General features: G+C 46.1%; 21 protein-coding genes, 1 tRNA gene, 1 other RNA gene and 1 pseudogene (1 of these 24 only partly in view). 19 read left to right on the top strand and 5 right to left on the bottom strand.

Going from position 1 to position 23,998, the window contains the following annotated elements:
* The first annotated feature begins 70 nt into the window (after positions 1 to 70).
* Positions 71 to 1,444, top strand: a complete 1,374-nt coding sequence (locus BN3261_RS10225) for a PcsB-like coiled-coil domain-containing protein (RefSeq protein ID WP_059086195.1) — start codon at positions 71 to 73, stop codon at positions 1,442 to 1,444.
* 155 nt (positions 1,445 to 1,599) lie between these two features.
* Here BN3261_RS10225 and pduB read toward each other — a convergent pair whose 3' ends face one another.
* Positions 1,600 to 2,322: a microcompartment protein PduB gene (pduB, locus tag BN3261_RS10220; RefSeq protein WP_015525654.1), complete on the bottom strand. Its 723-nt coding sequence runs from the start codon at positions 2,320 to 2,322 to the stop codon at positions 1,600 to 1,602.
* A gap of 278 nt (positions 2,323 to 2,600) precedes the next feature.
* Here pduB and BN3261_RS10215 point away from each other — a divergent pair, with 278 nt between their 5' ends.
* From BN3261_RS10215 to BN3261_RS10195, 5 genes are all read left to right on the top strand, one after another.
* A complete protein-coding gene (locus tag BN3261_RS10215; RefSeq protein ID WP_059086926.1) occupies positions 2,601 to 3,152 on the top strand; it encodes a biotin transporter BioY in 552 nt (183 codons plus the stop codon).
* Entirely contained in the window at positions 3,142 to 3,582 is a 441-nt protein-coding gene (locus BN3261_RS10210; protein ID WP_059086194.1) for a DUF1284 domain-containing protein, read from the top strand. The genes BN3261_RS10215 and BN3261_RS10210 overlap by 11 nt, the downstream gene beginning before the upstream one ends.
* Before the next feature lie 404 nt (positions 3,583 to 3,986).
* Positions 3,987 to 7,493, top strand: a complete 3,507-nt coding sequence (locus BN3261_RS10205) for an Ig-like domain-containing protein (RefSeq protein ID WP_059086193.1) — start codon at positions 3,987 to 3,989, stop codon at positions 7,491 to 7,493.
* Positions 7,494 to 7,702: 209 nt separating this feature from the next.
* A tRNA-Pro gene (locus BN3261_RS10200) sits at positions 7,703 to 7,776 on the top strand.
* A gap of 135 nt (positions 7,777 to 7,911) precedes the next feature.
* The gene (locus tag BN3261_RS10195) at positions 7,912 to 9,063 is read left to right on the top strand and encodes a DUF6128 domain-containing protein (RefSeq protein WP_059086192.1); all 1,152 of its coding nucleotides are present in this window, start codon (positions 7,912 to 7,914) and stop codon (positions 9,061 to 9,063) included.
* Positions 9,064 to 9,114: 51 nt separating this feature from the next.
* Here the strand turns inward: BN3261_RS10195 and BN3261_RS10190 are convergent, their stop codons facing one another.
* Positions 9,115 to 9,810: an anaerobic ribonucleoside-triphosphate reductase activating protein gene (locus BN3261_RS10190; RefSeq protein ID WP_059086191.1), complete on the bottom strand. Its 696-nt coding sequence runs from the start codon at positions 9,808 to 9,810 to the stop codon at positions 9,115 to 9,117.
* A gap of 163 nt (positions 9,811 to 9,973) precedes the next feature.
* Here BN3261_RS10190 and BN3261_RS10185 point away from each other — a divergent pair.
* The 3 genes and pseudogenes from BN3261_RS10185 to BN3261_RS10175 all read left to right on the top strand — a co-directional run.
* Positions 9,974 to 10,162: pseudogene (locus BN3261_RS10185) on the top strand (family 1 glycosylhydrolase); the annotation flags it as partial.
* Positions 10,163 to 10,465: 303 nt separating this feature from the next.
* Positions 10,466 to 11,026 (top strand): tRNA adenosine(34) deaminase TadA, encoded by a 561-nt coding sequence (gene tadA / locus BN3261_RS10180; protein ID WP_268872676.1) that lies wholly within the window; start codon positions 10,466 to 10,468, stop codon positions 11,024 to 11,026.
* 122 nt (positions 11,027 to 11,148) lie between these two features.
* Entirely contained in the window at positions 11,149 to 11,586 is a 438-nt protein-coding gene (locus tag BN3261_RS10175) for a GatB/YqeY domain-containing protein (protein WP_022426683.1), read from the top strand.
* Positions 11,587 to 11,680: 94 nt separating this feature from the next.
* On the opposite strand, the gene ffs is transcribed toward BN3261_RS10175, so the two are convergent.
* Together ffs and BN3261_RS10170 are read right to left on the bottom strand one after the other, a co-directional pair.
* Positions 11,681 to 11,942, bottom strand: an RNA gene (gene ffs, locus BN3261_RS17305) — signal recognition particle sRNA large type.
* Between the two features lie 53 nt (positions 11,943 to 11,995).
* A complete protein-coding gene (locus BN3261_RS10170; RefSeq protein WP_059086189.1) occupies positions 11,996 to 12,757 on the bottom strand; it encodes a hypothetical protein in 762 nt (253 codons plus the stop codon).
* Positions 12,758 to 13,047: 290 nt separating this feature from the next.
* Here BN3261_RS10170 and BN3261_RS10165 point away from each other — a divergent pair, with 290 nt between their 5' ends.
* The 8 genes from BN3261_RS10165 (at position 13,048) to BN3261_RS10130 (ending at position 20,773) form a co-directional block, all read left to right on the top strand.
* Positions 13,048 to 14,130: a 6-phosphofructokinase gene (locus BN3261_RS10165; protein WP_021977972.1), complete on the top strand. Its 1,083-nt coding sequence runs from the start codon at positions 13,048 to 13,050 to the stop codon at positions 14,128 to 14,130.
* A 70-nt stretch (positions 14,131 to 14,200) separates the two neighbouring features.
* Complete coding sequence (dnaX, locus tag BN3261_RS10160) at positions 14,201 to 15,823, top strand: DNA polymerase III subunit gamma/tau (protein WP_059086188.1); 1,623 nt, start codon at positions 14,201 to 14,203, stop codon at positions 15,821 to 15,823.
* 31 nt (positions 15,824 to 15,854) lie between these two features.
* The gene (locus BN3261_RS10155; protein ID WP_015525666.1) at positions 15,855 to 16,211 is read left to right on the top strand and encodes a YbaB/EbfC family nucleoid-associated protein; all 357 of its coding nucleotides are present in this window, start codon (positions 15,855 to 15,857) and stop codon (positions 16,209 to 16,211) included.
* Positions 16,211 to 16,807, top strand: a complete 597-nt coding sequence (gene recR, locus BN3261_RS10150; RefSeq protein WP_015525667.1) for a recombination mediator RecR — start codon at positions 16,211 to 16,213, stop codon at positions 16,805 to 16,807. Before BN3261_RS10155 ends, recR begins: the two co-directional genes overlap by 1 nt.
* Positions 16,808 to 16,894: 87 nt before the next feature.
* On the top strand, positions 16,895 to 18,013 hold the full coding sequence (locus BN3261_RS10145; RefSeq protein ID WP_059086187.1) for a LacI family DNA-binding transcriptional regulator: 1,119 nt from the start codon (positions 16,895 to 16,897) through the stop codon (positions 18,011 to 18,013).
* A gap of 274 nt (positions 18,014 to 18,287) precedes the next feature.
* Positions 18,288 to 18,941, top strand: a complete 654-nt coding sequence (fsa, locus tag BN3261_RS10140) for a fructose-6-phosphate aldolase (RefSeq protein ID WP_015525668.1) — start codon at positions 18,288 to 18,290, stop codon at positions 18,939 to 18,941.
* Between the two features lie 66 nt (positions 18,942 to 19,007).
* Positions 19,008 to 19,847, top strand: coding sequence for a transketolase (locus tag BN3261_RS10135; protein WP_015525669.1), 840 nt, complete (start codon positions 19,008 to 19,010; stop codon positions 19,845 to 19,847).
* On the top strand, positions 19,835 to 20,773 hold the full coding sequence (locus tag BN3261_RS10130; RefSeq protein ID WP_015525670.1) for a transketolase family protein: 939 nt from the start codon (positions 19,835 to 19,837) through the stop codon (positions 20,771 to 20,773). The genes BN3261_RS10135 and BN3261_RS10130 overlap by 13 nt, the downstream gene beginning before the upstream one ends.
* Here BN3261_RS10130 and yyaC read toward each other — a convergent pair.
* A complete protein-coding gene (yyaC, locus tag BN3261_RS10125) occupies positions 20,746 to 21,333 on the bottom strand; it encodes a spore protease YyaC (RefSeq protein ID WP_059086186.1) in 588 nt (195 codons plus the stop codon). The genes BN3261_RS10130 and yyaC overlap by 28 nt on opposite strands.
* A 157-nt stretch (positions 21,334 to 21,490) precedes the next feature.
* On the opposite strand from yyaC, the gene BN3261_RS10120 reads away from it, so the two are divergent.
* A complete protein-coding gene (locus BN3261_RS10120; RefSeq protein WP_059086185.1) occupies positions 21,491 to 22,753 on the top strand; it encodes a LysM peptidoglycan-binding domain-containing protein in 1,263 nt (420 codons plus the stop codon).
* A gap of 66 nt (positions 22,754 to 22,819) precedes the next feature.
* Positions 22,820 to 23,998, top strand: the 5' portion of a protein-coding gene (locus BN3261_RS10115) for a DUF5711 family protein (RefSeq protein ID WP_235812367.1). It continues 54 nt past the right edge of the window; 1,179 of the gene's 1,233 nt are visible here — the first part of the coding sequence; its start codon is at positions 22,820 to 22,822; its stop codon lies off the right edge, out of view.

The raw sequence follows: 23,998 nt of genomic DNA, 5'->3' as shown, positions 1-23,998 counted from the left end.
AAAATAAAATTATTGCTTTTTATGAAAAATGTGTTATACTAGAATCCATGAAAGGACGAAAGGTGTTTATATGAAGAATAGAAAAGTTTTCACATTACTGCTTACAGGTATGCTGACCCTTTCCATGGGAAGCACCGTATATGCATCAGGTACAGACGCTGCGATCGCAGAGGCACAGGCGGAGAAACAGGCCGCTGAGGAGGGTCTTGCGCAGGTACAGAGCAGCATCGGCACACTGGAGAGCAAGAAGCAGGAGCTGGAGAGCTATCTGGCTGATTTAAACGCACAGTATGAGGATCTTACCAACAGCATTTCTGAGCTTAGTATCCAGGCTGCTGAGAAGGAAGATGAATTAAATAAAGTAAAAAAAGAACTGAAAAAAGCAAAGAAAGCTTCTGCAGATCAGTATGAATCCATGAAGCTTCGAATCGCATATATGTATGAAAATGCCGGAACTTCCGCACTGGAGACACTGCTTTCTTCCGAAAGCCTTGCAGAATTCCTCAATCGCGCGGAGAATGCGATTCAGATTTCTACATACGACAGAGACATGCTGGATAAATATGTGAGTCTTCAGAAGAATATCCAGGAGAATGAGAAAAAGGTTGAGACGGAGTCCACAGAGATCGATGATCTGATGACGGAGCGTGCAGCCAAACAGCAGGAAGTGCAGTCCATGGCTTCCAGCACAAGCGATGATATTAACTCTTATGTAAACCAGATCAGCGCCAGCCAGGAAGAGGCTCAGCAGCTGATGGCAGATATCAGTAATGCAGACAGCAGTATTACCGCTCTGGTACAGCAGGCAGAGGCGGAGAAGGCTGCAGAAGAGAAAGCTAAGGCTGAAGCGGCAGCAGAGGCTGAGAGACAGGCAGCAGAAGCGGCAGCCCAGGAAGAAGCCGATCAGGATAACGAGGACAGCGAAGAGGCTGATTCTGACGATGATTACGGCTATGATCCGGAGGAGGATACAACCGAGTCTTCCAGCAGCTCTACAAGTACAGACATTGTTGTAGAGGAGGAAGAGGAAGCGGATGATGTACAGTCCGGAAGTTCCGAAGATGTTTCCGAGGACAGCTCCCAGGAGGTTTCCAATGATGAGACAGCTCCCGAGGAGACGGAAGATGCCTCTGCGGATACGTCCGATTCCGGTTCTTCCAGTCAGGGAACATATCTTGGAAACTTTACACTGACCGCATACTGCAACTGTGCACAGTGCTGCGGTACAGCCGGCAATCTTACCGCCAGCGGAACAGTTCCGACAGCAGGACGTACCGTTGCTATGGCAGGTGTTCCGTTTGGGACCAAGCTTCTGATCAACGGCACTGTTTATACGGTAGAGGATCTGGGAACTCCTTACGGACATGTGGATATCTATTGTGGAAGCCATTCTGAGGCATTAAGCTTCGGACTTCAGTCTGCAGATGTATATCAGGTGGGCTGATCCGGAAAAATCCAGAGGAGAATATTTAAGAGAAATACAGCGCTGCAGGATCGTATGCGGATCCTTGCAGCGCTGCTTTTGTATGCATGACGCAGATATGTGTTTCGTGAAGTGTAGTGTGTGGAAATTCACAAATTTCCTGCAATCCGGAGATTTTACAGATACGGCGTACCCGGGATCTCCGGATAGGTTCCCATACCGATGAGAAGCTCAAGGCCTGTCTGACGGCCTTCCAGTACAGCAGCTTTTACAGCACTGGCATCACCGGAGATGGCGATGATCACTTCATTGGAATGACTGGTACCGATATTCGGAGTCATATATTGTGTAATGGATACTGCTGCGGATTTCACGGCATTATCTGCCATCACAAGACCGATAGCAGCCGGAGAACCTGCCATGAAACCAAATGCTTCACCCAGAGGTGTGCCGAAGGCTTTATGGATAGCAGGACCTGCACTTGCGGAAAAAGCAAACTCCAGGTGGCCGGATTCGCTGATGTAGACCTCACCTGCATATTTGTTAGTCAGTTCTAGAGCCAGAGAAATGGCGTGACGCACGTCGGATACATCATTTCCGCCAAGGACGATATAGTTTCCATGACCGCCCCAGCCCTTGGTGTCTCTTGGAAGTTCAATGGAAAGGACTTCTGTATTTGTGGCTTTTACTGCATCGTCAATAGCTGTGATCTGGCCGGCAGCGCCTGTTCGGGAACTGAAAAGCCCCAGACAGTGGTATTGGGTACCTACGTTCATCTTTTTAAGCAGAGAATCATCAACTCCGGAGATCACGAGTCCGATTGTGTCAAGGACTGCGGTCCCTACAAATTCAGTCCGTGTGCAGTTGGTGCTGATGTTATGAATATCGTGTATATCCATGTGGAAAAATCCCCCTTTTTGCTGAAAACTCATTGGTTTCAGTATAGCATCAGAGAGGGGAATTTGAAAGTGAAAATTGACAATATCATTTGTAAATGGCAGGTTTACATAGTTGTAAACGGCATTGTAAAATGTAAACTTAAAAAATAAAATTAAGTTGACATTAAAATCCTGCTGTGTTAAATTGTTAACAGCGAAAGAGCGGATATCATTTATAAAGAATAGAAATGATCTTCCGACGGGAAAAGCAGAAAAGGAAAGAGAGGATACAGATTATTATGACAACAGTGGCAGCAGGCAGAAGCAAGACGTATGATCTTGTTTACAGTGCAGTTTTTGCAGTAGTGATGGCAGTTTGCTCATGGATTTCCATTCCGGCACAGGTACCGTTTACTCTGCAGACATTCGGAGTATTTATGGCAGTTGGTGTGCTTGGAGGAAAAAGAGGAACTCTGGCAGTTCTGGTTTACGTTCTTCTTGGAGCAGTAGGAGTTCCGGTTTTTGCAGGATTTTCCGGAGGCATTGGAGCTCTTCTCGGAAATGCAGGTGGATATATCATTGGATTTATCTTTTCCGCACTTGTTATGTGGGCAATTGAGCACGTTTTTGGCAGAAAGCCGGTTGTTCAGATCATTTCCATGATCGTTGGACTGATCGTATGCTATGCCTTTGGAACCGCATGGTTTATGTTTGCCTACACAAGAAGCACAGGTCCGGTAGGCCTTATGGCAGTTCTTGGCTGGTGTGTGTTCCCGTTTATCATTCCGGATCTTATCAAGATCGCACTGGCTTATGTTTTATCAGGAAAGGTACGTAAATATGCAAGATAAAAGCAGTGCTGCGGCATATGCTTCTGATGAGGGCACAGAGGAAATAGTCATTCCTCTGCGCCCTCATCATGGTATGTGCCTGGCGTATTTTAAGGGGGAAGGCTACAGTAACGGTTTTACTGCACATATGGCCGAAATGCTGAAGATTTTTCTGGAGGGAAAGAAAATAAGGCTTCATGTGGATACGGATGAGATCTGCTCTGCCTGTCCGAATAATCTGGGCGGACATTGTGAAGCCGGAGATAAAGTGGCAGAGTATGACAATGCCGTGCTGGAAAAATGTGGACTGAAGGCCGGACAGACATTGCACTTCAGTGAATTTACAAAAAAAGTCCAGGAAAAAATCCTTGCGATAGATAAACGTAAGGAAATCTGTGGAAACTGCCAGTGGAACAGTATCTGCGAAGAACAGAAGAGCCGCTGGGCATAAAAGAAAGCAAAAATATAGAAATATAAAAAAGTATATGATCTGAGAATGCCGGAGGAAATGGCAATGGCTGTTGCATTTCCTGAAATGATGTCTTGGAATATATACTTTTTTTGTTTGAAATATTAGATAATAATATAAATATTTTGAAAACAATTTTTAGTTGAGAAAAAAACAACAATAACCGCGAGGCTTTTTTGCCAGATATGTATAGACAAATAATTTAAGCATTGATAAAATGACGATATGTTAGTTTGGACAAACTAAAGCGTGCTTGACAGAGCACTTCTGCAGAAACTGACATATGTTGAATATTCTGCAGAAGAAATTTCAATTAACCAGAGCAGCTGTAAGGTCATGATCTGGTATAAAGTCGTGTAATATAAAAGACAAAGAGGAGGACAGGTATGCATAAGTGGAAGCTTTTTAAGAAGTCAGCTGCACTCGTTCTGAGTTCAGCGGTGATCGCGTCAGGAGTGCCGGTAACGGCAATGGCGTCTGAGGCGGAAGTTTTTAGTGACGTGTCAGAAGAAACACAAGGAGAGACAGCACAGGAAGAAGGAGAGAACGAGGATCAGGAGTCTGTTTCCCAGGAGCAGCCGGAAGTTGGTGAAGCTGATATTCAGTCGGAAGAGCCGGAAGAAAGTGATGCAGAAGCTATTCAGGAAGAAGTAGCAGAAATTTCAGCAGAAGAGATTCAACAGGAAGAGGAACCGCAGATCCAGGAGGATACAGAAGAGGCATTCGGTGATGGAGAAGCATTTATGGCAGAAGCAGGCGAGGTTCTTCAGGATGCTTCTGAGATCACTGTTGCAGGAGTGAAATATCTCTGGTCCATGCAGCCGGCAGAGGGATATACACAGATAGGAACAACAGGCGTTTATGTAAAAGTGGCAGATGGACAGACCGCTCTGAACGGAAAACTGTACGGAACGACAACTTTAAGTTATTCGGAATTTTATGCCGGGGATACCACTCAGGAGAGCTATGACGCTATCACTTCGGCAACAACGAGTAAAAATCAGATTTTTGTTAATGAGGACAGCACAGAGGTGACCTCTTCCGGATATCAGATCCAAGGTGTGAAGAATGTAAGTGTTGCAGTGGACGCGGAAACCTATGTAGATGCACAGGCGCTGAAAGCTGCTTCCAAGCTTCCGAGAGAGGGTGTCTATACAGAGGCAGCAGATATTACGCTGAATGAAGCACCGTCACAGGAAACAGGACAGTATAAAACTCTGAATACAGACGGAACATACAGTGCAACAAAATTCGATGTAAAAGCAACGGTCACAGATGCATCCGCCCAGATCCAGGCACCGTCGATCTGGGGTGATTACATGCTGGTGGTAAAAGAAGCCGGCACAAAATATCTCCGCAATTCCAGACAGGGTGATTTTGCTGTAGGCGGAAATACACTGGGAGTGATCCTTGAAACTGCCAGTGGTAAGAAGGTAGGACTTCGTCATACCTATGAAATCTGGGTACAGCCCTACGAACTTGCGTTTTCAGCAGGATCCGGGCTTATCGGGGAAAAAATTTCAAAGGTGACTTATATTACTCCGGACGGCTCCTATGTATATGAGTTCGGAGACAAAGCTCCTCTTGTAAAAAAACAGCCTGAAGCAGGAATGAAGGTACAGGCAGCTTTTGTAAAAGAAAATACAACCCAGGTTAAAGTTGATGATCTTGACAAATATGAAAACCCTAAGGTTTCCGTATACTACACAACAGGAAGTGGCCATGGTAAAAAGACAACGTATGTTGTAGATCATGCAGTGGCAGAGAATGGGGTGGTAACCTTTGACAGCAGTGTAGCCAGGGCCGGGGATGAGATCTACACGGTTATGATCTCAAGCGACAATTATGTGGATATGACAAAAAATATCACACTGACAGGCCAGCCGATCACGGTTTCCAATGTTTCCTATTACTGGGTAAAGGGAGCGGTGGATGGATATACACAGATTCCGGGAACAGATATTTATTATAAGGTGGCAAATGGACATCAGGCACTGACAGGAACACTTTACGGTACGGCATCTCTGTCATACGAGGAATTTTATGCGGGAGATGCAACGAGCCGCAAGTATGATTCCGTTACATCTGCCACAACCAGAAAAAGTACTGTTTTCGGAAATGCAGATGTTCAGAATCTGACAGAAAATGGCTATGAGATCGCAGGAGTAAAAAAGGTTAATGTAGCTACAGATGCAAAAACGTATGTAGAGGCGCAGATCCTTTCAGAAGCGGGAGAACTTCCGGAAAGCGGAGTATATACAGAAGCAGCAGGGATCACCCTGGGACGTACTCCGACGGTAGAGCCTGGGCAGTATAAAACACTGAATACAGATGGAACATACAGTGCTACAAAATTTAATGTAAAAGCAACTGTGACAGATGCGGAGGCAACACTCAAAACATCTTCTCGCTGGGGAGATTATGAGATTGATGTAAAAGAAACCAGCACAAAATATCTCCGCAATACAAAGAGTGATTCCGATTTTGCAGTTAACTCCGGGATTCAGGGAATGATCCTGGAAACAACAGACGGCGGAAAATATGGCATGCGTCATATGAACGAGATGTGGCTGAAGGTGTATAAGGTTGCCTTTGCAAAAGATACAGGTCTTGAGGGAAAAACCGTAAACAAGATCACGTACATTATGGCAGACGGCGCGTATGTATATGAATTTGTAGATGGTATTTATGTTAAACCGCAGGCAACAGAAGAGATGGCTGTTTCTCCGGAATTTACGGACAGCACCCATGTTAAGCTTGCAAATCTTGATAAATACAAAAATCCGAAGGTATCTGTTTTCTATACAACAGGTGTCGGACATGCTTCAGAGACAACATATCTTGTACAGGATGCAGTAACTACAGATGGAGTGGTTGCTCTGGATTCCACTGTAGCGAGACCGGAAAATGAAACCTATACAGTAAGAGTTTCCAGTGATGGTCATGCAGATGTTTCTGTTCAGCTGGTGTATGGAACGATTGCTTTTAAAGAAAATTCAGGAGTTCTTTATATCGGAAGCTCCAGACAGCTTGAAGCAACAGGCGAGAATTGCAAGGATGTAACATACGCTTCCGATAATGAAACGGTTGCATCTGTGGACGAGAACGGAAAAGTAACTGCGAAAGCAGCAGGAACAGCCGTGATCACAGCAACATCTGCAGCAGGAAAAACTGCACAGTACAAGCTTACTGTAAAAACGCCATCTGTAAAACTGAATGCATCAGCGAAGACGCTTTATGTAAAAGGATCTCCAGCTACAGTGACGCTGAAAGCAACGACCGCAGGTGTTACCGGAAAAGTAACCTATACAAGCAGTAAACCATCTGTTGTAGCTGTAGCCGCAAATGGAAAGGTAACTGCAAAGGCGGCAGGTACAGCTGTGATCACAGCGAAATGCGGAAATTATAAAGCAACCTGCAAGATCACAGTTAAGAAGCCGTCTGTAAAAGCTTCGGCTTCAGCGAAGACTGTATTTGTGGGTGGAACAAGCCAGATCAAAGTGAAAAAAACAGGCGTTAGCGGAAAAGTTACTTATACAAGCAGTAATAAATCCGTTGCAGTGGTAAGCGCAGGCGGAAAAGTAACAGCAAAAAAAGCAGGAACAGCTACAATTACAGTAAAATGCGGAAGCTACAAAGCAACCTGCAGGATCACAGTAAAAAAAGGTAGCCTGAAGATCACATCCAAAACAGTTGTAAGTGTAAAAGCAAAGAAAACAACAGCCATCAAGGCAGCTGCTACTTCAAAGGCAAAGATCACCTACAGAAGCAGCAATACAAAAGTTGCTACTGTAAGCAGCAAAGGTGTTGTTAAAGGTGTGAAAAAAGGAAAAGCTGTTATCTATGTAAGCAGCAACGGAATCACAAAAAAGGTAACAGTTACAGTGAAATAAGCATATATTTCACCTGAATATATTTGATATGTTATAAAGAACCTTTCCCAAAACTGCTTCGGGTCTGCGAAAATGCATGCCCGAAGCAGGAAAAAAGAAAAAATTCGATTTTTTTGAAAAATTTTAATTTTTTCTATTGACAAAGTACAGAAACTCTAATATAATAGCTCTTGCAGTTGAGCAACACACAAACAACTGAAACAGAATAACGAAGCGTGGCTCAGTTTGGTAGAGCGCTGCGTTCGGGACGCAGAGGTCGCAGGTTCAAATCCTGTCGCTTCGACTAACAGCTTGAGAATCCCTTGGTTGAGGGGTTCTTTTTTATGTTTGTACATCCTGGAGCTTTTTTCAGTTGATGGAATGATTTCTCTCGATCTTCATATATATTAACGAAACCGAAATACCGGAGGGACGTGCGTTGGCTGGATATCAGCGTTTTGTTGCGTATGTGTACGAGTATCGGAAAGGAAAAAAAGATGGCAGCAGTGGTTATGTGAGGGTGGAGGCCAGAGATAGGAAATGCCGTGTGGAGGTTCATCTGCGCTGCGTTGGACTGGAGCCTGGAAGTCGGTGCAGAGTGTATGGGTTTGTGCGGCAGGAAGGGCTGATGGATGGTATTTTGATCGGAAGCTGTGTTACCGGGCGGGAACGGATCGAGTGCGCACTGGAGACGGATACAGGGGATATTGGAGGCATGGGAAAAAGTCTTCAGGAGCTTGGAGGACTGCTTCTGATCTCCGATGCCGGCGGATTCTGGGGAACGGAATGGGATGATCAGCCGATCCGGCCGGAGAATTTCCGCGAGTGGAAGAAAAAAGAAACGGAATCTCGGAAGGAAACGGAGAAAATAGGAACGGAATATCAGAAGGCGGCGGAGAAAAAAGGCAGAGAGCGGGAAGAAAAGGAAGAAGAAAATCAAAAAGATGGAACCTTGCCAGAAGTGCAGGAAAATCAGAAGGAGTCAGACAGGATCATGACGGTGGAGGAGATTCAGGAGGATGTATTAAAGACATCGGAAACCGGAAATTCATATCAGGCTCCCGGTCCGCATCCGCCGGAGCCACCGCGACCAGGCCAGCCATCACCGCATCCGCCGGAGCCACCGCGACCAGGCCAGCCATCACCGCATCCGCCGGAACCACCACGACCAGGCCAGCCGTCACCGCATCCGCCGGAACTACCACGGCCAGGCCAGCCGTCACCGCATCCGCCGAAACCATCGCGACCGGAGCCATCTCGTCCACTTCCGGGAATACCCTGTGATGATCCCTTTAACGACGGCTATTTCACAGACTGCCGCAAGATCAGACCATCGGACTGCAGTGCCTTATGCAGACAAAACGGCTGCTTCTGCAGCAACCGTTTTGTCATGTACGGATATCAGAATTTCGGCCATCTTCTGCTGTGCAGAAATCACCGGGGACAGTACATACTGGGAGTGCCCGGCGGATACAGCCAGCAGGAACGGTTTATGGCCAATATGTTTGGCTTTCCCTACTTTAAGGAATGTCCGGATATTCATATCCCAGGCGGAAAGGGAGGATACTGGTACTGTTTTATCAACATCTGATCAGAAAAATTTCGGCATCCATATAAGCAAACAGTTTTGCAAATCTGCAGATCACAGCTCCATACCACGAATTTCTACTACCGGGATCGTCTGAGACAGGATATCCCGGTAGTTTTTCATTTCTTCCTCGGAGCAGGCAGAGAATCCCGGTATCAGAACTCCGTCGGAATCCCGGTAAGCCTGGAGATAATAAGCTTTTGCACCGCTTAACCACCGGCTGATCTCCTGAAAATCTTTTTCGGAATGAAGTTCCCTCACAACTGTTGTACGAAATTCATAATCAAGGTGTCCGTCCAGCAGCCATCCGGCAGTTTCCCGGATCCCATCCAGATCAGCATGTACACCGGTAAGCACAGGATAGTTGGAAGGACAGGCCTTGATATCCATGGCAACCTTGTTGATCAGGTTAGCTGCTGCGAGATTTTTTACCACGGAGGGGCGGGAACCGTTGGTATCGAGCTTCACATCATAGCCCAGCTCCCTGATCCTGCTGAGAAATTCCGGCAGCTCCGTTGCAAGTGTAGGTTCACCGCCGGAAATACAGACGCCATCGAGAATCCCCTTTCTTTTTTTTAGAAAAGCCAGGATTTCCTCCTGGGAATATTCAGGCTGGGTGTCAGGCTCCACGACAAGAGCTCCATTCTGGCAGAATGGGCAGCAGAAGTTGCAGCCGCCTAAGAATATGGTACAGGCTACCCTTCCCGGATAATCCAGCAGGGTTGTTTTGTTAAATCCACATATTTTCATAGGAAAATCCCCTTGTTTCTCTTATTTATGATACTACAAGCATACTCTCCCCCGAAAAAAGCTGCAAGCCTTTTTAACCGAATCAAGTAAGTTTCCTGCGGAGCTGCGAAAAGCAGTAAGCAGAGATGGGGACTTGCTCATGGAAGAAAAAAACATATAATTTATGGACTACACCTCCTGGGGCTGCATTGACCTTGTCAGTGCATCTACAGCAGAGCTGAAAAAACGCTACGGCTACATCTACGTGGACCGCAACGACGATGGAACAGGTACACTGAACCGTTATAAGAAAAAATCCTTCGATTGGTATAAAGATGTGATCGCTACCAATGGTGAGTCCCTTCACAAATAATCTGGCTGCTTGACTTTCCGGAAAAAAGCAGATATAATGCATTCATTGACGCAGACAATGGAGTTCGCGAGAGCTTCCGTTGTCTGCGTTTTTCTGTTATACAATAAGAAAACGCTGCAGAAATTAGTGTGGAAATTTCTGTGGCGTTTTTGGCTGTGTGCGAATATCTGTTTTGCAGCAGATTGACATGGAATATTTGAAAAGTTATAATCGAACGGACAGAAGGCTGAGAGCAGTCTTAGTATGAACAGATAGAATCCCGGAGCTTTTTCCGGAATGTGAAGTTACAGGAGGAGTAAAAACGTGACAGATCAGGAACGTTTTATGAAAGAGGCGATCCGCCAGGCAAAAAAGGCCCGTGCATTGGAGGAAGTGCCGATCGGCTGCGTGATCGTGCATGAGGGAAAGATCATAGCCAGAGGCTACAATCGCCGCAATACAGATAAAAATACCTTATCTCATGCAGAGCTTAATGCTATCCGAAAGGCCAGTAAAAAGCTGGGAGACTGGCGTCTGGAGGGATGCACCATGTATGTAACGCTGGAGCCTTGTCAGATGTGTTCCGGTGCACTGGTACAGTCCAGGATCGATGAGGTGGTGATCGGCTGTATGAACCCGAAAGCAGGCTGTGCCGGATCTGTGATGAATCTTCTTCAGATCGAAGGCTTTAATCATCAGGTAAAGATCACAGAAGGGGTATTGGAAGAGGAATGCTCCGAAATGCTTTCCACATTTTTCAGGGAACTGCGGGAGAAAAAGAAGCAGGCAAAAATCCTGAAGAAGCAGGAAGCAGAGCGCCTTGCCGGGCAGACACAGTCAGAGAGAGCGGAACAGAAAGAAAAGTCCCGGGAGATTTACTCTTGACAGAATCCTGTGAAAATATCAAAATAAAATCATAAATGGATTTCACTATTACAGACAGAAAATCCATTCAGACCAAGCGAAAGTCATTGATACAGGAACGACAGAAAATGGAGGAACAAAAAATGGAACTTGAAGCTTTAAGAAAAGACATGGTAGCAGCAATGAAGGCCAAAGATAAGGTAACAAAGGAAGCAGTTTCCGCACTGATCGCAGCAGTAAAAAAAGCTGCCATTGATGAGGGATGCCGTGATGACATCAAAGGAGAGCTTGTAGACAAAGTTATCCTGAAAGAGCTGAAAACAGCAAAAGAGCAGATCGACACCTGCCCTGCAGAACGTACAGATCTGAAAGAGGAGTATCAGGCAAGATATGATATCATTGCGAAATATGCTCCGAAGCAGATGGATGAAGCAGAGATCAAGGCTTATATCGAGGAGAAATTTGCAGATGTTCTGGCAACAGGAAATAAAGGCCAGATCATGAAGGCAGTTATGGGAGATCTGAAGGGAAAGGCAGACGGCAAGCTGATCAATCAGGTAGTTGCCGGATATTGTAAATAAAATAATAGTACAAAAAATCCCGCCGGATCAGTCATAAATGACGGACCCGGCGGGAATGCTGTTTATATAGAGATCATATATTATAACCTTTTTTACGCGCGCCGCACCTCGGAATGGTCTCACAGACGTTACCTTTACAGTTAACTCAGCCCAGGCACCCTCACGGCACACAAGAGCTTCTGCTTAGTGCTGCTGCATTCCTGCCCTGACACGGTTCACAGATTCCTGTTGCGTAAGACCCAGACGTCAACGCCACTTATAAAGGGCTGCTCTGCAAGATACAAGCCTCAGATTGGCATCACCCCTGCTGTAGCGGATTGCAGGTACAGGGCACCGCTATCTCCCCGGCTGCGCGGAATTTAATTATAGACTCTGAAACCAGATTTGTCAAGGTACAGACCGAAATAAATCAGTTCATATTAAGTGTACAGTACTGTACCGCCCCGTTTTTGGTGTTGCGAAGGGTGAAGCTGATATAGGCGGACTGCTTCGCGGAAAGGTTTCCGATACGGAGCGTGGAAGAAGAAGCCCCGCTGTTAGGAGCGTTGTAATTGGTACTATACTGTGTATGGGTCCGGTTGTTGTTGAAAGAAACGCCTGTGATCTTCCAGCCATTTGCAGCGGTGCATTTCATGACAGCATTCTTCTGTGCCTTGTTGGCGTAACGAAAGGCGTTATGACCGGAGCTTTTGAATTTTCCGGCAAGGTTGCCTTTTACACCTGTGATGGAGACGGATTTCAACGGGTTGACATAACGAAGCACCTTGATGGTGGAAGTATAGGTTTTGTTTCCGACCTTGAAGGAAATCTTTCCGGTTCCGGGCTTTTTAACGGCAAAACCGATATTGTAGAAATGATCGGAGTGAGTGTACGGTTTTGCACCCTTGCGGAAAGCCTCCGTGGTACTTTTGAAGCTACTGGAACCGAAGGAATCCAGTGCGATCACAGATCCTCCACTGACTACTTTAACATTGGATTTGAGAATGTTCTGTTTAGCAGGAATATTGCTGATCGAGATCTCATCGTATCCCAGGTCCTTTCCGGATGTGGGCATATAAACGATCCGGGTTTTGGAATAATTGATCGCTGCACTGGCGGCGAGAGGAGTCATGGCGCATACCATGGCTGCGGCTAATAAAGCGCAGGATAGTTTTTTGAGGATTTTTTTCATAGGACGCTCCTTTCTTGACGAAAATTTTCTGTAAACATACGAAAGTTACTGATAATTTTATTTTACGATGAGATACAGGTAAAGTCAATCAATACACTCGCTGTTTTCGTGCTTTTTTGGCTATTGTACACTGCCTGAAAATGCTTTATAATATTATATTGTGTAAAACTCTGTGAAAAGAGAGGATACAGTAGTTGTTCTGCAGAAATACGTCAGGTGGAATATCTGTCTTATATGCAGACAGCAACAAATAAAATGTGCACATAAGAGGGCATAGAATGGAGGACGCTATGATTAAAAGAATCGGTCTGCTGACAAGCGGTGGTGACTGTCAGGCACTGAACGCAACCATGAGAGGCGTTGTAAAGGGTCTGAGCAACAGCGTTGAGAACCTTGAGGTTTATGGATTTGATGACGGATATAAGGGACTGATCTACGGGAAATACCGTATGCTTACAGCCAGGGACTTTTCCGGAATCCTGACTCAGGGCGGAACTATTCTCGGAACATCCAGACAGCCATTCAAACTGATGCGGGTTCCGGATGAGAAGGGACTGGATAAGGTTGAGGCCATGAAACAGACTTACTATAAGCTCTGTCTTGACTGTCTTGTGATCCTCGGCGGAAACGGAACGCAGAAAACCGCCAATCTTCTCCGCGAGGAAGGCCTGAATATCATCCATCTTCCGAAGACCATTGATAATGATATCTGGGGTACAGATATGACCTTTGGCTTCCAGAGCGCTCTGGAGATCGCAACAAATGCCATTGACTGCATCCATACAACAGCTGCATCTCATGGACGTGTATTTATTGTTGAGATCATGGGACATAAGGTCGGAAGCCTTACACTGAATGCCGGTGTTGCAGGCGGAGCAGATGTGATCCTGATCCCGGAGATCCCATACGATATCAATAAGGTTGTAGAAGCCATCCAGAAGCGTAACAAGGCAGGCAAGCGTTTTACCATTCTTGCAGTAGCTGAGGGAGCTATCTCAAAAGAAGATGCAGAGCTTCCGAAGAAAAAATACAAAGAAAAGCTTGCGGAAAGAGCGAAGAAATATCCGTCTGTATCCTATGAGATCGCAGACCAGATCCAGCAGGTGACCGGAAGTGAGGTACGTATCACAGTTCCGGGACATATGCAGCGAGGCGGAGAGCCATGTGCATATGACCGCGTTCTTTCCACAAGGATCGGTGCCGGTGCAGCGCAGGCGATCATGGATGAGGAATACGGTGTTATGATCGGTGTCATCAACGGCAAGATCAAGAGGGTTCCTCTTGCTGAATGCGCAGGCAAGTTGAAGATGGTATCTCCAAAGGATCAGCTTGTAAAAGCAGCCAAACAGATCGGAATCAGTTTTGGCGATTAATGAATTATGAGTCATCTGGCCGCCGCGGGAGTCTTTCCGCGGCGACTGTGGCGAAGAGAAGGAGAGTTTTATGAGTTATACTGCTCTTTACCGTAAATTTCGTCCCGACAATTTTGACGATGTAAAAGGACAGGATCATATTGTGACAACACTGACAAACCAGATCAAGGCGAACCGTATCGGACACGCATACCTGTTCTGCGGAACGCGTGGTACCGGAAAAACTACGGTTGCAAAGATCCTGGCGAAGGCAGTAAACTGTGAACATCCTGTAAATGGCAGCCCCTGCAATGAATGTGCCATGTGCAAGGCCATTCAGGCGGGAACTGCCATGAATGTGATCGAAATCGATGCAGCCTCTAACAACGGTGTTGATAACATCCGTGAGATCCGTGAGGAAGTGGCTTATCGTCCAACAGAGGGTAAATACAAGGTTTATATCATCGATGAGGTGCATATGCTCTCAACAGGTGCATTTAATGCTCTTCTGAAAACATTGGAGGAGCCGCCTTCTTATGTTATTTTTATCCTGGCGACTACAGAGGCCCACAAGATACCGATCACAATACTGTCCAGATGTCAGCGCTATGACTTTCACCGGATATCCATTGATACCATTGCTGCCAGACTTTCCGAGCTTCTGACAGCAGAAGGGGTGGAAGCAGAGGAGAAGGCTGTACGCTATGTGGCAAAAAAAGGCGACGGGTCCATGCGAGATGCCCTGAGTCTTCTGGATCAGTGTATTTCCTTTTATCTGGGACAGGTGCTTACTTATGATAAAGTCCTGGATGTTCTGGGAGCTGTGGATACAGAGGTATTCAGCAGACTTCTCCGAAAGGTTCTTTCCGGCGATGTGATAGGTTCCATCCATGTGTTGGAGGACCTGATCACAGGCGGCCGGGAGCTGGGACAGTTTGTATCAGATTTTACCTGGTATATGCGAAATCTTCTGCTTGTGAAGACTTCCGAAAATCCGGAGGAAGCCATTGATGTTTCTTCTGAGAATCTGAAGCTTCTGAAGGAAGAGAGCGGGATGACAGATGTGGAGACGCTGATGCGTTACATTCGTATTTTTTCCGATCTGTCCAATCAGATCCGTTTTGCAAGCCAGAAGCGTGTATTGGTGGAAATCGCACTGATTAAGCTGTGCAGACCGGCCATGGAGACAAATCTAGACTCTGTTCTTGACAGGCTTCGTGTCCTGGAAAAGCAGATGGAGGAACGGCCTGTGCAGCAGGTGATCGTTCGGGAGAGCGAGGCCGGTGGAACCGGGGAACCGGGGGCGGCAGTGACCGGTACAGCAACGGTACAGCAGCAGAAACCACAGAAGGCAGCTCCTGAGGATCTTCAGAAGATCGTGGCAGGCTGGCGTGCCATCGTGGGTCAGACTACCGGACTTTTCAAGCAGTCCCTGCAGCGTGCAGTCCCCAAGTATAACGGAGAAACAGGAGATCCCATCCTTTATGTGGAATTCCAGGATTTTCTGGGGATGAATTATGTAGACAATCCGGAGGCGAAGAAAGAGCTTCAGGACATTATTGCTGCCCGGACAGGCAAGAGCGTGGAGATACATATGCTGGTAGCCAACAAACATCAGCACACCAATCTCGCGCAGATCACAGTAGACGATGCACTTCGGGAGAATATCCACATGGATATCGTAGTGGAAGAAGACCCGGATGAGGAGTCATAAATCCGTAAACAAAAAACAGGAGGAAAGTATTATGGCAAAAAGAGGTGGATTTCCTGGCATGGGTATGCCGGGAAACATGAATAATCTTATGAAACAGGCGCAGAAAATGCAGCGTCAGATGGAAGAAAACCAGAAAGCTCTTGAGGAAAAAGAGTTTACAGCAACAGTAGGCGGCGGAGCTGTTTCCGTTACAGTTTCCGGTAAACGTGAAATAACAAAGGTCACACTTTCCGAGGAAGCGGTAGATCCGGATGATATCGAGATGCTTGAGGACATGATCGCGGCAGCAACAAATGAGGCGCTCCGTCAGGTTGAGTCCGAGTCAGCAGCAGTGATGTCCAAACTCACAGGCGGCCTTGGCGGTCTTGGCGGAGGTCTTCCTTTCTGATGGAATATTACAGCAGCCATATCAATAAACTTATTGAGCAGCTTTCCCATCTTCCGGGGATCGGAGCCAAATCTGCCCAGCGTCTTGCATTTCATATCATGAATATGCCGAAGGACCAGGTGGAGCAGCTGACCGCCTCCATTACCGATGCAAGGCAGAATGTTCAGTACTGTAAGTGCTGTTACACGCTGACAGATCAGGAGCTTTGTCCGATCTGCGCCAATCCCAAAAGGGATCACAGCACGATCATGGTGGTTGAGAATACCAGGGATCTGGCAGCATATGAGAAAACAGGTAAATTTGACGGTGTATATCATGTACTTCATGGTGCGATCTCCCCGATGCTTGGGATCGGGCCGGATGATATCAAACTGAAGGAACTGATGAAGCGCCTTCAGGGGGATGTAAAGGAAGTTATTGTGGCAACCAATTCCAGTCTTGAAGGCGAAACGACAGCTATGTACATCAGTAAGCTGATCAAACCGACCGGGATCAAAGTAAGCCGTATCGCCAGCGGAGTTCCGGTGGGCGGTGATCTGGAGTATATTGATGAGGTGACACTTCTCCGGGCATTGGAAGGAAGAGTGGAGCTTTAATCGGATCAGGTAAAAAATTCCCTGAGGGATTGCAAAAAGTGATAAGCAGCCAGGAAATTTCCCCAGGTTATAAAGGAGGTGAGACTGGTGGCAAAAAAGAAAGCAACCTCATCGGATGTGGCAGCACGCGCAGGAGTTTCCCAGGCAACGGTATCCATGGTGCTGAACCGGAAATATAATGTTTCTTTTTCGAGAGAAACTGTGGAGCGGGTGGAGCAGGCGGCCAGAGAGCTTGGCTATGAGCTTCCCGGACGTCGGAAACACAAAGCTGACAGAAAAGAAAAGCTGATCGTTGTTTTCTGCCCCACACTCACCAGTCCCTATTATGTACTGCTGCTTCAGGGGATCGAGGCTGTGGCCAATGAGCAGGGATATGGGGTATTTATCTGCAACACCCAGCGCGATGCGGGGTTGGAAGAAAAATATCTCCGTATGATGCAGACCATGCGGCCGGCAGGGATCATCTATACCTGCAATCCTCATCCGGATTTCCAGCATCAGGTAGAAAAGATCGCAAAAGAAACACCGCTCGTCATCATCAGCAACAAGGAAAAAACAACCACGGTAGATGCTATCAATCAGGACAACACAGTGGTAGGAAGGCTGATGGCCAGACATCTTCTTGATCTGGGGCACACGGATGTGGCATTTATCACGCCGCCTCTTACCAGACGGCAGTGGCAGCGCTCCAAGCGTGTGGAGGGCTTTGTCCGCGAGTTTGAAAAAGAGGGAAAAAAAGATCATGTGCTCATCAAGGCGGCAGATGAATCCAATGACAGAAAGATCCCGCGGATGGATTCCGAGTATGCCATGGGCTACGAGCTGACCATGGAGCTTCTCCAGGAAGGACAGAAATTTACGGCTATCGCAGGACAGAATGACATGATGGCTATAGGCGCCATTGATGCGTTGCATGAAATGAGGATACACGTTCCGAAGGATGTTTCTGTCATAGGGTGCGACAATATTTTTTATTCCGGCATCCGCAGGATCTCCCTGACAACCATTGATCATTTTGTTGCGCTGAAGGGAAGGGATGCCTGTGACATCATCATCCGTAAGATCGACATGAATGATAAATTTTACCTGGATGAAAGACCTGCCAGCCTGTATAATATCGAATATACCCCGAAGCTGATCACGCGCCGCACGACGGGGTATGCAAGACTGGACAGAAACCAGTCTGATGAACAGAAAAATAAATAATAGCGCAAAAATTATTAATAATAATATATAGAGAGAGTTTCCATGACACATTTGAATAGAAACCTTGTTAGCTACGATAATTACGGCGATATTCGAATTGAGGAAAATGGAAAGAAGCTGTTTTGGGTGAAAAAATTGACAGGCATTATTAATAAAATGTTATTTTATTAATAAAAGATTTATTAATAAAAAGCAGGTGCCTTGACCCCCGCAATGAGTTTGTTATAATGGAATCATCAAGAAAAAGAACGAACGTAAACAGGAGGAAAAAACAATGAAATTTTTTATCGACACAGCTAAAGTAGAGGATATCAGAGAAGCAAATGACATGGGAGTTATCTGTGGAGTTACAACAAACCCGTCTCTGATCGCCAAAGAAGGAAGAGACTTCAACGAGGTGATCAAAGAGATCACAACGATCGTTGACGGACCGATCAGCGGTGAGGTTAAAGCTACCACAACAGATGCTGAGGGAATGATCCGTGAGGGACGTGAGATCGCAGCGATCCATCCGAACATGGTTGTTAAGATTCCTATGACAACAGAGGGACTGAAGGCAGTTAAGGTTCTTTCCTCTGAGGGGATCAAGACAAACGTTACTCTGATCTTTTCTGCTAACCAGGCACTTCTTGCAGCAAGAGCAGGTGCTACATATGTATCTCCGTTCCTTGGAAGACTGGATGACATCTCCACAGATGGCGTTGAGCTGATCCAGCAGATCGCTGAGATGTTTGCAGTTGCAGATATCCCAACAGAGATCATCGCAGCAAGCGTTCGTCATCCAATGCATGTAACTGCATGTGCACTTGCAGGCGCAGATATCGCTACGGTACCGTTCAAGGTAATTGAGCAGATGACACATCATCCGCTGACAGATGCAGGTATCGCTAAATTCCAGGCTGATTACAAGGCAGTATTCGGTGAGTGATCGAAACCTCTTTTATATACAAATTCCCTGTGAACAGCAGGGCACTAAAAAGGAGACATTTATAACATGGATAAGTTAGAACTTCAGAAAGTTGCCAACGAAGTCCGCAAGGATATCGTAACAGCAGTCCATGCAGCAAAGGCCGGCCATCCGGGCGGATCCCTTTCTGCAGCAGACGTGTTCACCTATTTATATTTTGAAGAGATGAACATCGATCCGAAGGATCCTAAGAAGGCAGACCGTGACCGTTTTGTCCTTTCCAAAGGACATACAGCACCGGGACTCTATTCTGTACTTGCAGAGAGAGGATATTTTCCAAAAGAGGATCTGAAAACACTTCGTCATCTGGGCTCCTATCTTCAGGGACATCCGGATATGAAGCATATTCCGGGCGTTGATATGTCCAGTGGTTCTCTTGGTCAGGGAATCTCTGCAGCAGCAGGTATGGCTCTTTCTGCCAAACTCAGTAATGATGACTATCGAGTATATACATTGCTGGGTGATGGTGAGATCGAGGAAGGCCAGGTGTGGGAGGCAGCTATGTTCGCAGGCTTCCGTAAACTGGACAACCTGGTTGTGATCGTAGATAACAATGGACTTCAGATCGATGGTGACATTGCAGATGTATGCTCCCCGTATCCGATCGACAAGAAATTTGAAGCTTTCAATTTCCATGTGATCAATGTTGCGGACGGCAACGATATGGATCAGCTGAAGGCTGCTTTTGATGAGGCAAGAGCTACAAAGGGTATGCCGACAGCTATCATCATGAAAACAGTAAAAGGTAAAGGCGTTTCCTACATGGAGAACGCAGTAGGCTGGCACGGAAAAGCTCCGAATGACGAGCAGTATGCACAGGCAATGGAAGATCTGGAGAAGGTAGGTGAAGCATTATGTCAGAAGTAAAGAAAATCGCAACGAGAGCAAGCTACGGCAGTGCCCTCATAGAATTAGGAAAAAAACACGAGGATCTTATCGTTCTTGACGCTGACCTTGCTGCAGCTACACAGACAGGTATGTTTAAAAAAGAATTCCCGGAGCGTCACATTGACTGCGGTATCGCAGAGTGCAACATGATGGGTATTGCAGCAGGAATCGCTTCCACAGGTAAGGTTCCCTTTGCAAGTACTTTTGCAATGTTTGCAGCAGGACGTGCTTATGAGCAGGTTCGTAACTCCATCGGATATCCGAAGCTGAATGTAAAGATCGGAGCAACTCACGGCGGTATTTCTGTAGGTGAAGATGGCGCCACACATCAGTGCCTGGAGGATTTTGCCCTGATGAGAGTGATTCCGGGCATGGTCGTTGCAAGTCCTTCTGATGATATCGAAGCAAAAGCTATGGTTGCTGCTGCTTACGAGCATCAGGGACCGGTATACATGAGATTCGGACGTCTTGCTGTTCCGGTTATCAATGACAGACCGGATTATAAATTTGAGCTTGGTAAGGGCATCGTTCTCCGCGAGGGAAAAGATCTTACCATCATCGCAAACGGACTTTGCGTTGCACCGGCTCTTGAAGCAGCTGAGAAGCTTGCAGCAGACGGAATCGATGCAAAAGTGATCAATATCCATACCATCAAGCCTCTGGATGAGGACCTTGTTGTTGCAGCTGCCAAAGAAACCGGCAAGGTTGTAACTGTTGAGGAGCATTCCATCATCGGCGGTCTTGGCGGAGCTGTATGCGAGTGCCTGGCTGAGAAGGCACCGGTACCGGTTAAACGTATCGGAATCCATGATGTATTCGGTGAGTCCGGTCCGGCATTAGAGCTTCTTCATAAATACGGTCTCGATGCAGAGGGTATCTATAAGCAGATCAAGGAGTTCGCATAATCAAGATCAACAGGGGATAAGTCTGTTTCTGCAGGAAGTATCTTAAGAATCCCGCAGGCGATCACATCTGCAAGTGTTACCACGGTGGAGAGCCGGGTAGTCTGCAGGGTAAGCTGCTCCATGATTCCGGCAGTATTTACAATGCCGGTGATATGGATGTCCCCTACAGGTGGAAGATCTTTCTGAACACCAGCACCTGGGTAAAGTGCACCATTTCCAATGGTCACATAGCCCAGGTGTTTTTTTTGTCCAAGAGAAGCGTCTATGGCGATTACAAGGGCGTGTGGATGAAGCCTTGTGATAAGCGATGAAGTTTTTTCCAGGTTCAGGGCATGGACCGGGCAGGAAAGAGTGCCGTAGACAAAAATATGTCCGGTTTCATGAGGATGAAGAAGATGTCCGATATATGGGCCTAAACAATCTCCGGTAACACGATCACTGCCAATGCATAAAAACACGATCTCAGTCCATTTTTTGGGACAGTGAAGAATGCATTTTTTCAGAAGATAGGCAATCTCGCCGGATGAACCGTTTTTTCTGGCATCAATGTAAAAAGCCATGAGAAACCTCGATTCTTTTTTCACTCTATCATATCCTGAAAAAAGGAAAAATATGCATGGTGCGGAATCTGTCGCTAAATTCTGTGGACAGACTCTTACATTCTGCTAAAATCCGCATTTTTACTGTGCTATGCTTGGACAGAAGGAGTGATATGAGATGATAGAAGTCATTTATAAGGAGGACACAACAGAACAGGAAGCCGCACAGGAATCGTTTTCCATGCCTAGAAATGTAAGGCAGATCGGGCTGGCGAACGGAGATTACAGGATTTATATAGAAGATTATGTATACACATTTCTCTGCAGCCTGGCAGAAGATGAAAAGCCGGAAGGCCAGGGAAGTGTGGCGGTACTTACAGGTGAAATTCAATGGACTGCAGATATGACCTGTATTTTTATAAAAGGTGCCATTGCAGCAGACGGCATGGAGGCTGCTGCAGAACATATTGACTTTTCGGAAAAACTCTGGCAGAAACTGCAGGAGGATAAGGATCAGTATTTTCCGGAGCAGGAGATCGTGGGATGGTTTTTTGCACAGCCTCAGATAGCAATGGAGATCACGGAGCTTTTTGTGAAAGTACATCTCAGACATTTCGGAGGGGAAAAGATCCTGATGCTGATGGATCCTGGAGAACGGGAGGATGCCTTTTTCCGTTATGATGGCGGCATGATGGCAAAACTGAGCGGGTATTATATTTATTATGAGAAAAATTCTCAGATGCAGACGTATATGATCGAACGTAGCCAGAAAGAGGGCGGAGAGGCATCCGAGGAAGTGGAGGACAGGGCTGTCAGAAATTTCAGAAAGATCATAGACAGTAAAAATCCGGAGGAACGGGGAGAAGAGAAAACTTCTGTTTTTTCTTATGCGGCTACGGTGTGTTTGGCACTGGCAGTTCTTGTGGCTGGAGTGGGCTTTTATCGGAATCAGCAGGAAAAAACAGAGGTTCCGGAAGATTATCGCGCCGCTTCTGCTTCGGTGGTGCAGATAACACCTGCAGTAACAGAACCGGTGCGGAGTGTATCGGTTTCGCCAAAGGCGGTGCAGACGCAGAAACCGGTGCAGACACAAAAACCGGTACAAACGCAGGAAGCTGTGCGGGGAACTCCGGTCCCGACGGAAACCACGCAGAAAAGAGAAAAAATCTCAATAACACCGGAACCTCGAAGGTCAAAAAAACAGTCTGTTTCAGAAGCAACGCAAAAAAAGGATAATAAAACAGAAGAGAAAAAAACAGAAGAGACTTCAGTGGCTGCAGGAAATCCTGGAGAAACTTATGTGATCCGCCCGGGAGACACCTTGTATCAGATCAGTCTGAACCGCTATGGCACTGTAGCGGCGATGGAACAGATCTGTGCATTAAACGGAATTTCTGCCAATGAGATCATTTATCCCGGGCAGGTAATTGTACTACCCTGATGGAGTGTGCTATAATAACTGGAAAACCAATTACAAAATAAAATACTTAAGGTAAGGGATACGGTTGTGAATATCATAAAAAAAATACAGAAAAAACAAAAGCGTAAAAAGCTGATGAGGCAAAAAGCCAGGCTTGCACAGGAACAGGCTGCACAGGAAGGCGCTCACTACGGGAGAACTTCTCATCGCCGAAGGATTTCAAGAAAGGGGAAAAAGGTGATCACAGTGGCAGTGATCGCTGCTGCAGTCTGCCTGGTTTTTCTCTATGCAGAAAAAAGAAGCTATCACAGCTATAAAGTATTAAATACAAGCGAACAGGAAGATGTTGTGTCCACACAGTATGTGGACATGGATGGAGATATCCTGAGATACAGTCCGGATGGAGTATCTGTTGTGGACAACAGCATGAATACGATCTGGAATGAAACCTATACAATGCAGAATCCTATTGCAGATGTGAATGGAAGCAGGGCGGTTGTTGCAGACAGCGAGGGAACATCGCTTTATATCTGCGACAAAAAAGGTGTGACCGGAACTGTAACAACATCTTATGCTATTGTAAAAGTGCGGATCGCATCGAATGGAATGGTTGCAGTGATCCTGGACAATGATGATAATACCTGGATCAATTTTTATAATCCGGATGGCAGTCTGGTCGCGGAAAATCTGACTAAGATCGATGATCCGGGATATCCCATGGATGTAGCAGTGTCTGATAACGGAGTGATGATGGTAACATTCCAGTATGTTGATGGAAGCAAGACTACCAGCTATGTGGCATTTTATAATTATGGGGATGTAGGGCAGAATAAGGATGATCGGATCGTAAGTGGTTATACCTATGAGAATGTAGTGATCCCGCAGGTGGAATGTATCAGTGACAGTAAGTATATTGCTTTGCGAGATGATGGATTTTCTACTTACCAGGGAAGCCAGATTCCTAAAGAAAGCAAAACAGTCAATGTAAAACAGGAGATCGTAAGTACATTTTTCAGTGATGACAGGATTGGCTTGGTATTTAAAAACAATAATAAAGATGATCTGTATACAATGGAAGTCTATAGTATGAGCGGACAGCTGAAATTCCGTAAAAATTTCAATATTCCATATACGACTATAAAAATGAGCGGAGATAATATCATCATGTATAACAGCTCGCAGATCTGCGTGATGAACAACCGTGGCGTACAGAAATATGCCGGAAATGTAGATGGAACGATCCGGGATTTCTTTAAGATCGGATGG

Source organism: Blautia massiliensis (ex Durand et al. 2017) (assembly GCF_001487165.1).
GTDB classification, from domain to species: Bacteria; Bacillota; Clostridia; order Lachnospirales; family Lachnospiraceae; genus Blautia_A; species Blautia_A fusiformis.
This window is presented reverse-complemented; position numbering and strand designations above follow the sequence as displayed.